Source organism: Saccharopolyspora sp. 7B (assembly GCF_020177435.1).
In the GTDB taxonomy this organism is placed as follows: Bacteria; Actinomycetota; Actinomycetes; order Mycobacteriales; family Pseudonocardiaceae; genus Saccharopolyspora_C; species Saccharopolyspora_C gregorii.
Genome location: NZ_JAIUKC010000226.1, coordinates 1 through 11,130, shown reverse-complemented (window position 1 = coordinate 11,130; position 11,130 = coordinate 1). Strand labels below are relative to the sequence as shown.

The window sequence follows — 11,130 nt, the reverse complement described above, 5'->3', positions numbered from 1 at the left end:
GGATTCGACGCGGGCAAGAAAATCAACGGCCGCAAACGGCATATCGCCATCGACACCGTCGGACTGCTGATCTGCGTGCTGGTCACCTCGGCTGACGCCCAAGACCGCACCACCGCCCGGAACCTCCTGGTCAGGCTGCGCTACCTCTGCCCGAGCATCCGGCACCTGCGGGCAGACTCCGGCTACACCGGCACCCTGATCAACTGGGCGACATCGCCGTTCGGGATCAGCATCGAAATCGTCGACACTCGCAGGCCAAGTCGGGTTCGTCGTTCTCCACCGACCATGGGTCGTCGAACGCAGCCCTGCCTGGATCAACCAACACCGCCACTGCGTCCGCGACTACGAACGACTACCCCAACACCACGAAGCCATCGTCCGCCGGGCCATGATCCACACCACCAGCAAACGCCTCACCTGAGAACAGGAACAGGCACTGACGAAACGCGACAAGCCATCATGTCCGGCAGCACCCAAGCCCGCGCCACGACTCTCCCAGCCGGTGCCTATCGTTCGCCTTGACCGAAAAATCGACACCTACGCAGGCGGCAGAGGCCTCGTCAAAGGCTCCCTCCCCACAGCTCGAACAGCCCAAAGCGAAACCGCGGAACGACGCTCGCGGACACTAGGTCTCTTCGTTGCACCGAGCTCCAGAATGCACCCGAAGAGGGGAATGTGGCTGGTACTTCCGTCCCAATGCTGTTGATCGATGCATATACAGTCCTTGCCAGGGCCGAAACCGGCACAGGAAGAGGCACTGCTGCACATTTGGTTGACCGGCCGTGTCTCCGACTTGATGACACTGTCTTCTACCGACCTTGAACGAGCCTGTCGAGAGTTCGACATGCTCGTCTGGCGGTGGGGGACCGAACGAGTCGGACGAGCACTCGAGACTCTCACCCAAGACTTCAAGTTCTGAATACAACTTGGGGTACAGGCCACCCCTGTTCGCGGCCGTATCCAGGGTGGAGCTGGGGATCAAGCTCGGGCGCCGGTTCAGGACGGTGCGAGTGGGTGGCTCCATCCCATCGACCGCCACGAGGGGTCATCGGTCCACCTCGAGGAGCAGGCTTCGGTAAAGCGTGGCGGGGCACAGGTCGGCGCCCTTGACCGAGCTTGATCAGGCTACGCCCGACCAATGGGACAGAGCAACCAGGACGCCCGGGTCGCAACGGAGGACGTCATTACCCGCCTTCGGTATTGACAGGTCGGAATACGCGGAACGGGTAGGCGAAGCGGCAGCGGTGACGACCGCAGACCTGAGCCAATGCACGCGTACGTGTATGCGGGACGAACTCAACAGGCCGTCCGCGCCGGGGCCGAGCTGGCTGACCTACCCCGCGTACACGGATGAACACTTCGTGACCTGCAATGTTCTTTGGGGGTGAGAGACAGGAAGCAGTGCGGCGCGGGGACCGGAGCCTTCCTCGAAGCAGGAGTGGCGGCAAGGAAGTGTCACTGCAGCAAACGAGGCGGTTGCGGAAGGTCAGGGATTCACGAGCGGACGGCGGCCATTCGCGACAGCAGGAACCGTGCGATCACCACGTGAAGCGGACGTACGAACAGCCACATGACGCGGGCCGCAGGACGGCGGTACTCGAGGAAAGTGACAAGAGTCAGCACTGTGGCTTCGACGCGTAGCACGAGGTTCGCCCGGACACCAAGCCATCCGTGAGTCGCAAGACGGGCCCAGCGAGGCTGACTGTCCTCGAGAGCCCAACCAAGCACGTGCTCGGCCGACGGGTACGGACCGAGTCGAACACTGATCGCCCTCCACCCGAGCCTCAAGCCAACCCGTGCGGACGCGGGCAGCGACTCGAAGATCGCCCGCAACCACACCTCCGCGGCGCGGGCATCCGCGCTGGGCACCCCCAGCTGGAACGCCTCCGCGTAATCAATGCGCTCCAGCGATGCATAGGAGCGGATTTCGTCGCTCACCGGGGCCGCGATCACGGCGCTCATGACGGTCGATGGTAGCCGACCTGCCCAGCTGCCGGGAACTCCATCGAGCCTTGCCGCGTTGCTCTCGGCTCTGTGTTCAAGATCCAGATGAAGAGCACCGGCAGGTCCGTGAGCTGCTCCGTGATGACCTCAGCTCCTCGGCTTGCACCAGCTGCGCGTGGCGGATCCGGGTATGCGACGCGCCAGAGCGGGGTGTCGCTGCGGCGCCGCAGGCCATGCCGTTCGGCCGAGTGCTCGCGCAGGTACGCCAGTGAGCCCGCGACGACTAGTCATGGTCGACTTTGCGGTACTCCTCGTCTGAATTTGGGGAGAGCGAGCGGGGCAGGTCTGAGCTGTCCCGTTGGCACACCGAGCTCACGCTCGATGTCGTCGGCCGGGCGCTGGAAGCGCGCCAGCAGTAGACCCTGCGCCGACACGAACGGGTGCCTGCGCCGAGGCGCAGGCCCCCGCCCTCCCCGTACGGGCTGCCGAGCACGAAGAGCCCGGCCCGGAGCCCGGCCGCCGAGGTTCAGTCCCCACCACCCTCGACGACACCCACCATTATTGCCGACGCAATCGCGTGCTCGGTGCGTCCTGGTGCAACGCGGCGAGAAGGCGGCCGGTGGTCTCGGCCACCGTCGCCGACTCCGGCACGAGCTGTTCGCCGGGCCAGCCCAGCACGTCGTGCGGGTACCACCAGCGGCGCATTTCTTCAACGCCGAAGGCCGCCGCCTGCGGTCGTCCGGCGTGTCGGCGCAGCGTCTCTTCCCAAGAGACGTCGAAGTAGTACACGCGGGTCGGCCCGAGGTGATCACGTGCCAGGCGGGTCAGCAGGTCGTGGTAGCGCTCCCGGTGCAGGATGCCTTCCAGGACGACGTCGTAGCCGACGTTCAGGGCATAGCGCACGGTCTGCTCGATCAACCCGTAGTGCGGCCCGTCGGCGGTATCCCGGGCCTTGAGCACGGTGCGGCGCAGGTAATCCTGCTCGACCAGAGCCAGCGCGGCACCGCACTGCTCGCGCAGCGCTCGGGCCACGGTGGTCTTGCCACTGCCCGAATTGCCGCGCAGCACCAGCAGCCTGGTCTGTGCCGTTCCCATCGGCCCCACTCCCTCACCCTAGAGAACCGCCGCTACGGCCAGCGGGAGAACCGCCGTTCACACTGGTCCGGCCAGACACCCGGCCAGCGGGGATCCGCCCGTGCACCAGCAGGAACCGACACGCCGGTAGACCTGCACGCAGCGGCGCACCAGTGCCGATCCGAGCCAGGCCTGCCAGGCATCGGCGCGTACCGCGACCGCCTTGATCCGAGTGCGCCTGACTACGCTGAGCAGGAACGCTCGCGTGCGGTAACGGTGCGTGTTTCGGAATGATCTCGCGAGTGGGCGGCCGGGCGAGAACGCGGTGCTTGCCGGTCATGATGCCCCTCGCATCACGTGGCCAGCCTGAACAGGCGTTCGGCGTTGCTATGGCTGATTTTCGCGCGCTGTGCGTCGGTCAGCGGTGCGTTGCGCAGGAAGGAGACAGCGTCGTTCGTGTTTTCGTAGGGCGCGTCGAGGGCGAACAGGACGTTGTCCTCACCGACGGCGTGCAGGGCGAGTTCCAGGACGCGGTCGTCGTTGATGCCGCTGGTCGTGATGACGAAGTTGCGCCGGAAGTATTCGCTCGGCGTCAACCGCAGCTTGGGCATGGGCCCCGCAGCGCCGGCGGTGCCGACGGCGAAGGCGTGACGGTTGTCGATCCGCTTGAGCCAGTACGGGATGCCCTCGCCGAGGTGGCCGAGGACGATCGTCAGGTTCGGGTTGCGGTCGAATGCCCCGGAGAGGATCAGCCGCATGGCGTGTAGCCCGGCTTCGGCCTGATAGCCCCAGATCGCGCCTTGCATCCCGTAGACGTCGTAGGGCGCGAGCGCGCTCGGATAGCGGGGATGGAGATAGATCGGCGCCCGGGCTGCTTCCGCCGCGTCCAAGAAAGGCCGGAACCGCGGCTCGTCGAGGTAGTGTCCGTGCGTGTGAGAGTTGATCATCACGCCATTGAGGCCGAGTGAACTCATGATCCGCTCGGTCTCCCGTGCGGCCGCCTCGGGGTTCTGCGGGGCGACTGCGCCGAGAGCGCCGAACCGGCCCGTGTGTGTGCGGACGAGTTCGGCGAGCGCATCGTTGACCAGGCGCGCGAGCGGCACCGCGTTCTCGGCGTAGTAGGGCTGGACTCCCGGCGGGTTGGTGCTGAGCACAGCCATCGCCTGCCCGGCCGCGTCCATCGCGGCGACCCGTGCGTCGATGTCATGCAGCGCCGCCGCGGTCGGACCGGAGCTTTCGACGGTGCGCATGAGTTCGACTTCGGCCTCGTCACCGGGGTGGACGGCGAGGCCGTGTGCGGCGCCGAGGAACACATCGGTGGTGACGTGTTCCTCGACCGCGATGATCCGCTCAGAGCTCATGCTCGCCGCCCTCCGTCGACCGAGAGCACCACACCGGTCACGTAGGAGGATTGGTCGGAGGCCAACCAGATGGTGGCCTCCGCGATCTCCTCCGGCCTCGCGAGACGCCCCAACGGGGTGGCCGTTTCCTGCTGCGAGGCCATGTCCGTACCAGCGGCGACCTGATCGAACATCGCCGTTCTCGTGATCGCGGGCGCAACAGCGTTGATCCGGACGTGCCGGGACGCGTAGTCGATCGCGGCCGTCTTGGTGAGCCCGACGACGCCGTGCTTGCTCGCGACATAAGCCGGTGCGTGCGGGATCGCGTACAGGCCACCGTTGGAGGCCACGTTCACGATCGCACCGCCGCCAGCACGCACGAGGTGAGGAATTTCGTGCTTCATCGAGAAGAACGTTCCGGTCAGGTTGACGGCTATCACTCGTTCCCACGCCGTCGCGGTCATTTCGATGAGCTCCTGCCCGGTCGAGGGGACCGCGGCGTTGTTCACGGCCACGTCCAACCGGCCGAAAGTCGTGACCGTTCGGCCGACGGCCGTCTCCACGGATTCCTCGTCCGCGATGTCCAGTCGGGCGGAGAAAGCGGTTCCACCGGACTTGTCGATGGCCGAAGCCGTCTCGGTGGCCGATGCCTCGTCCAGGTCGAGGACAGCGACCGCCGCGCGACGATGAGCGAGGCCGAGTGCGATGGCCCGGCCGATACCGCGCCCGGCGCCGGTGACCAGCGCGACCTTCCCGGCGAAGTCGTTCATCGCAGCGGCTCGTGGTTGGCCCAGGCCACGCGGTACGGGTAGCGAGCCTGCCACTTCTGGATGACCTCGTGCGCGCCCGGCGCCGCGAACAGCCGCGCCAGCGCGGCTTCGTCAGCGACACCGAACTGCAAGATCGCCGTCGCGACCAGAGCCGGAATGGCGTCTTCGCCCGGCATCCGGATATGCCGCCGCACGGCGAAATCTTCCACGGCGCCGGTGTCACGCATCGCTTTTTCGATGTCGGCGAGGTACTGCCGCAGCTCGGTGTCCGGAATGGCCTCGGCGAACGAGACGATCATCGTGTGGTTAATCATGAGACCAGTCAACGCCGCCGCTTCGCGGGATGTCCAATACACATCTTCCGGAAACTGATAACGTGCAGGAATGGATTCGCTGGAGATCCGCGAACTGCGGTACTTCGTGACCGTCGCGGAGGAGCTGCACTTCGGCCGCGCGGCCGAGCGCCTGTCGATCGCACAACCGGCGCTGACGAAGACGATTCAGCGGATCGAAGCACGCTTGAACGTGCAACTGTTCACCCGGTCGAGTCGCCGGGTCGCGCTCACCACAGCCGGTAGTGCGCTGCTCGAACACGGTCGGCACGCACTCGACGCCATGGCGACGGCGGTCAGCAGCGCCCAGCGGGCCGACGCCGAGGAACACGTTCGGCTGGTGATCAAACCCGGTGGTGACGCGAACCTGCTGTCCGGCATCCTCACCCGCTACGCCCAGTACCAGGACGCACGTGAGATCGATGTCGTGTTCAGCGGCGGCACGGGCCGGGCGGGCTTCCTCCGGGACGGCCGGGCCGACGTAGCTCTGCTCTACACGCCGTTCGACGACACCGATGGCCTCGCAACCCGGGTGCTGCACACCGAAGACCGAGTGGCCGTGCTTCCGGTCGGCCACCCCTTGGCCGCCCGGCGTTCGATCGAGCTCGCCGATCTCGCCGGAGAACGATTCCCCCGCTGGAAGGATGTTCCCGGCGACGGCGCCGAGCCAGAGATCGAAACCGTCGCCGAACTCCTCCCGCTGGTGACCATCGGCCGGGTGATCTCGGTCCTGCCACGCTCACTGGTGCGGCCGACCCCGCCGGGCGTGATCTGCGTCCCCGTCACCGACGCCGGCCCCAGCCACGTTGTCATCGCACGCCAGGCCCAGGACCATCGTCCCGCGGTCGCCGCGCTCATCGAGGCGGCCGTCACCGCACCACCTTCGAACTTCTAGCCTGGCGGGTGGACCTCGTCGGCGGAGATCCGGAGGTATATCGCTACCCGCAACGGCGGACTGTGCTCCTCGCGCGGCTGGTCGCTGGTGGTCGGGTTGGCCGCACCCGAAGGCGACGCTGACGACGCTTGGGGGCGGTGGGCGCCGCCATCACGACACCGCCCCCGCACCTGCCGACGACTACTCAGGGCATCGGATCGGACGGGCCCCAGTCCGGCTGGCAGATCGTGTCCCGGTCAGCGACATTCGGGCAACGGCACCCTCAGAGTCCGCAACGACCACGAGAGCAGGCTCGTACCGCCGTACTTCAAGTACCACGGGATCGCCGACGCGGTTGGTGGGTGCGGCGAGGTCGGCTGCGGTGTCAACGAGGTCGTTTAGCCCTCGGGTCAGCGGCATCGAAGGTCTCGACCCGTCACTGGTGGATGGCGCGGGCGGATTCGTCGACCAGCTGCGATGTGAGTGCGTGGGCGCGGCGGGCCCGTGCGGCCGTGTCCTGTTCGTCCGGGCCGGGTTCGAGATAGGCGCGCTGTGCCGTGCCGTTGTCGGTGCGGTCGCTGTTGAGGCGGCCGGAGTCGACCCCGACAGTGGAAGGCGGCGGAAAACACAAGCCGTCCGCCGCGTTCCACCGGCACTGATCAGCACCTGGCGACAAGCCCGACGGAGATGCTGCGGACGCGGCCGCAGGGCGCGTAGCACGCACCACTAGGGAGGCGGGCCGAATCTCGAACTTTTCATCGATCCGACCGAGCTCCACTACGCGCCCAAGCGGTCTACAACGAGACCGAAACCTTTGCTCACCAAGCGCTGTGCTCACACGGGCCACGCTCGAACCGGTGCTTTATCACCACCGAACCCCCTTCACAGGAGATCCGAAAATATCGGCGTCTCCCCTGGTGGCGCCCCCGGCAGGACTCGAACCTGCGACCTAAGGATTAGAAGTCCTTTGCTCTGTCCAGCTGAGCTACGAGGGCCCGCACATCGCTCGCGTGAGCTGCAGCAAGCAGGGTAACCGGCCGCTCCGTCGACAGTGGTACCGACGCCAACGGCGTTGCAGACCCGGTATCGAACGGCAAGCTGATCGACAGCTCCACGCCGGGAATCGCGCCGGAAGATCACAGAGGAATCACCGCGCGCACGTCGGGGCCGCCGCGCGAATCCCGCGCGACGGCCCCGACGGCTCCCCCTCAGGAGCAGGATTCGGGCTGCACCCGCAGCACGTCGTCGTCCTTGCCGACACCGGTGAACGAGTAGTCGTCGACCGGCGTGGCCACGCCGTCGCGCACCTCGTAGGCGACCCGGGAACCGTCGTAGGAGGGCTCCGTCGTCTGGCTCTCGTTCGACGCGGCCAAGGTGATCAGGACCCGGCCGTCCGAGCCCGCGGGCGCGCACTCGTAGCCGAGGCGGGCACCGATCCCGCCGCCTTCGTTGATCTTCAGCGGCTCGCCGTCCTGCGTCTTCAGCTCGCGCGGCGCGCCATCGGCACCCAGGTCCCACACGCTGAACCAGGTGGTGTTCGCGCCGACGGACTCCGTCACCAGCAGTTCCTGCCTGCCGTCGCCGTTCACGTCCAGCACCCGCATCGGCTGGGTGCCGAAGGACGGGTCGCCGGTCAGCACGGCCTCGGTCGTACGACCGTCCACAGTGAACTTGAGCGACTGCTTCGCCCCGTCCCCGATGGCGGACAGCTGCGCGGTGTCCGGAGTTCCGTCCCCGTTCAAGTCCACAACGGACGTCTCGCTCGAGTCAGCGGCGGCGATCCCTGCCGGCACCAGCGCCATCGCCGCCACGGCCAGCGCACCGATGCCCACACCCGCCCGAATACCGCTCTTCACCACAGCCGGTTCCTCCCGATCGCTTCGTCGCACCGGGACGGAAGAAATCCGTCCCGCCCCCTCACCTGTTCACAAGACGCACCACCGCGCGGCAGGTTGCCCGCGGCTCGAAAAACCTTCCGGCGGTCGTCGCGGCGCCCGGGTGATCCGGACGGCAGGGCCTTGTCTTCCCGCCAGAAGCAAGTAGCCTCCGAAGTGCTGGTGGTTCGCACAGCCCTGCGAAAGCGGGGGTGCGCGAGGCAAGAGGGAACCCGGTGGAAATCCGGGACTGCCCCGCAGCGGTGAGTGGGAACGAACGCCGTCACCGGTCGCCACGACCGGTCACAGCACTGAGCGCGAGCTCGGGAAGCGACGGCCAGTAGAAGACCCCGGTTCCACCGGGAAGCGCCCACGAGTCCGAAGACCTGCCGCCGGTGCGCGCGTCCTGCGTGACGCGCGCTGTTGCGAGGTCTCGCGGGAAGACCTGGACGAACGAGCCGCCGCGTGCGGCCACGTGTGCCCGGATCCTGCCCGCTCGACCTCGCAGAACTGCCGTCCAGCTCGCGAGGAGAGAGCGTTGACCAGCACAATCGGATCCACCGTGCTCGGGTTCCCCCGGATCGGTCCGAACCGGGAACTCAAGCGGGCGTTGGAGAGCTACTGGAAGTCCCGCACCGGCGAAGCGGAACTGCGCGAAGTCGCGCGCACGCTGCGCACCGACACGTGGCGTTCGCTGCGCGACGCCGGGCTGGACTCGGTGCCGGGAAACACCTTTTCCTACTACGACCAGGTCCTCGACGCCGCCGTCACCTTCGGCGCGGTCCCGCCGCGCTTCGCCGAACTGGGCCTGAACCCGCTCGACACGTACTTCGCGATGGCCCGCGGCGTGGAATCCGCGCCACCGCTGGAGATGACGAAGTGGTTCGACACCAACTACCACTACATCGTCCCGGAGATCGGCCCGGACACCGAGTTCCGGCTGTCCGACCAGACCGTCGTCGACCAGTACCACGAGGCCGCTGAGCTGGGCATCAAGACCCGCCCGGTCGTCGTCGGACCGCTGACGTTCCTGCTGCTGTCCAAACCGCAGGACGGCGCGCCCGCCTCGTTCCGCCCGCTGGACAAGGTCGACGAGCTCGTCACCGCCTACGCCGAACTGCTCGGCGAGCTGCACCGGGCCGGGGTCGAATGGGTGCAGCTGGACGAGCCCGCGTTCACCGCGGACCGCTCGCAGGCCGACCTGGACGCGCTGCGCGCCGCCTACCAGCGGCTCGGCGAGCTCTCGGAACGGCCGAAGATCCTGGTCGCGTCCTACTTCGGCGACCTCGGGGACGCGCTGGGCGTGCTCGCCTCCTCCCCCGTCGAAGCCGTCGGCGTGGACCTCGTCGCCGGGCAGCGCACCGTGGACGAACTCCCGTCGGTGCCCGGGCTGCGGGAGAAGACGCTCGTCGCGGGCCTCGTCGACGGGCGCAACATCTGGCGCACCGACCTGGACAAGGCGCTCACCACCGCCGCCACCCTGCTCGGCCTCGCCGGGGAGGTCGCCGTCAGCACCTCCTGCTCGCTGCTGCACGTGCCCTACGACGTCGACGCGGAAACCGACCTCGACCCGCAGGTCGCGTCCTGGCTGGCGTTCGCCGCGCAGAAGGTCGGCGAGGTCGTCGTCCTCGACCGCGCGCTGCACCAGGGCCGCGACACCGTCGCCGAGCAGCTCGACGACGCGCGGCGGCGCATCGCCGACCGCGCCGGAGCCGACCGGGTGCGCAACAACCGGGTGCAGGCGCGGCTCACCTCGCTCAAACCCGAGCACGCCCAGCGCGGTGACTACGCGAACCGGCTCGCCGCACAGCGCAAGTCGCTGCGGCTGCCGCCGCTGCCGACGACCACCATCGGCTCGTTCCCGCAGACCACCGACGTGCGCAAGGCCCGCGCCGCGTTGCGCTCCGGAAGCATCGACCACGCCACCTACAAGCAGCGGATGCGCGACGAGATCGAACGCGTCATCCGGCTGCAGGAAGACCTCGGACTCGACGTGCTCGTGCACGGCGAACCCGAGCGCAACGACATGGTGCAGTACTTCTCGGAACACATGGACGGGTTCGCCAGCACGCACAACGGCTGGGTGCAGTCCTACGGTTCGCGCTGCGTCCGGCCACCGATCCTCTACGGCGACGTGTCCCGGCCCGAGCCGATCACCGTGGAATGGGCCAAGTACGCGCAGAAACTCACCGCCAAGCCGGTGAAGGGCATGCTGACCGGGCCCGTCACCATCCTCGCCTGGTCCTTCGTGCGCGACGACCAGCCGCTCGGCATCACCGCCGAGCAGGTCGCGCTCGCCATCCGGGACGAGGTCAAGGACCTGGAGAACGCGGGCATCCGGGTGATCCAGGTCGACGAGCCCGCGCTGCGCGAACTGCTGCCGCTGCGCTCCTCGCAGCACCAGGAGTACCTGGACTGGGCGGTGCGCTCGTTCCGGCTCGCCACCTCCGGGATCGCCGAATCCACCCAGATCCACACCCACCTGTGCTATTCGGAGTTCGGCGACGTCATCAACGCCATCGTCGACCTGGACGCCGACGTCACCAGCATCGAAGCCGCCCGGTCCCGGATGGAGGTCCTGGACGACCTCAACGCCGTCGGGTTCGGCCGCGGCGTCGGACCCGGTGTGTACGACATCCACTCGCCCCGGGTCCCGGAAGCCGGGGAGGTCACCGACCTGCTGAAGGCCGCGCTCGCCGCGGTGCCCGCCGAGCGGCTGTGGGTGAACCCCGACTGCGGCCTCAAGACCCGCGGCTACGCCGAGGTCGAGACCGCGCTCAAGAACGTGATCAGCGCTACGGCGGCCGTGCGCCCGGCTGCCGGCTGATCCCGAAGCCGGGGGTGGGTGGTCGCTCTTCCCACCACTGCCCACCCCCGGCCCCCGATCCAGGTCGAGTGAACGGACCGTTCGTCCCATCTAGT

9 protein-coding genes, 1 tRNA gene and 1 riboswitch are annotated in these 11,130 nt (G+C 67.8%); of the genes, 3 read left to right on the top strand and 7 right to left on the bottom strand.

The window, feature by feature from the left end; all coding sequences use genetic code 11:
• On the top strand, positions 1-522 hold a 522-nt coding region (locus LCD33_RS29125), incomplete at its 5' end, for a transposase (RefSeq protein ID WP_255617848.1).
• A 972-nt stretch (positions 523-1,494) separates the two neighbouring features.
• Here LCD33_RS29125 and LCD33_RS27285 read toward each other — a convergent pair.
• The 5 genes from LCD33_RS27285 to LCD33_RS27265 all read right to left on the bottom strand — a co-directional run bounded on the left by LCD33_RS27285 (position 1,495) and on the right by LCD33_RS27265 (position 5,427).
• Positions 1,495-1,962: a hypothetical protein gene (locus tag LCD33_RS27285; RefSeq protein ID WP_224963307.1), complete on the bottom strand. Its 468-nt coding sequence runs from the start codon at positions 1,960-1,962 to the stop codon at positions 1,495-1,497.
• A 540-nt stretch (positions 1,963-2,502) separates the two neighbouring features.
• On the bottom strand, positions 2,503-3,039 hold the full coding sequence (locus tag LCD33_RS27280; RefSeq protein WP_224968818.1) for an AAA family ATPase: 537 nt from the start codon (positions 3,037-3,039) through the stop codon (positions 2,503-2,505).
• Between the two features lie 332 nt (positions 3,040-3,371).
• The gene (locus LCD33_RS27275) at positions 3,372-4,379 is read right to left on the bottom strand and encodes an amidohydrolase family protein (RefSeq protein WP_224968820.1); all 1,008 of its coding nucleotides are present in this window, start codon (positions 4,377-4,379) and stop codon (positions 3,372-3,374) included.
• Positions 4,376-5,128, bottom strand: a complete 753-nt coding sequence (locus LCD33_RS27270) for an SDR family NAD(P)-dependent oxidoreductase (RefSeq protein WP_224968822.1) — start codon at positions 5,126-5,128, stop codon at positions 4,376-4,378. Before LCD33_RS27270 ends, LCD33_RS27275 begins: the two co-directional genes overlap by 4 nt.
• A complete protein-coding gene (locus LCD33_RS27265; protein WP_224968824.1) occupies positions 5,125-5,427 on the bottom strand; it encodes a hypothetical protein in 303 nt (100 codons plus the stop codon). The genes LCD33_RS27270 and LCD33_RS27265 overlap by 4 nt, the downstream gene beginning before the upstream one ends.
• Before the next feature lie 85 nt (positions 5,428-5,512).
• Between LCD33_RS27265 and LCD33_RS27260 the strand changes: the two genes are divergently transcribed.
• The gene (locus tag LCD33_RS27260) at positions 5,513-6,355 is read left to right on the top strand and encodes a LysR family transcriptional regulator (RefSeq protein WP_224962740.1); all 843 of its coding nucleotides are present in this window, start codon (positions 5,513-5,515) and stop codon (positions 6,353-6,355) included.
• Between the two features lie 897 nt (positions 6,356-7,252).
• Here LCD33_RS27260 and LCD33_RS27255 read toward each other — a convergent pair.
• Together LCD33_RS27255 and LCD33_RS27250 are read right to left on the bottom strand one after the other, a co-directional pair.
• Positions 7,253-7,329 (bottom strand) — tRNA-Arg (locus LCD33_RS27255).
• A 213-nt stretch (positions 7,330-7,542) separates the two neighbouring features.
• On the bottom strand, positions 7,543-8,190 hold the full coding sequence (locus tag LCD33_RS27250; RefSeq protein ID WP_224962738.1) for a VCBS repeat-containing protein: 648 nt from the start codon (positions 8,188-8,190) through the stop codon (positions 7,543-7,545).
• A gap of 185 nt (positions 8,191-8,375) precedes the next feature.
• Positions 8,376-8,617, top strand: a riboswitch (cobalamin riboswitch).
• Between the two features lie 129 nt (positions 8,618-8,746).
• Here LCD33_RS27250 and metE point away from each other — a divergent pair.
• Positions 8,747-11,035 (top strand): 5-methyltetrahydropteroyltriglutamate--homocysteine S-methyltransferase, encoded by a 2,289-nt coding sequence (gene metE / locus LCD33_RS27245; RefSeq protein WP_224962736.1) that lies wholly within the window; start codon positions 8,747-8,749, stop codon positions 11,033-11,035.
• Positions 11,036-11,130 lie beyond the last annotated feature (95 nt).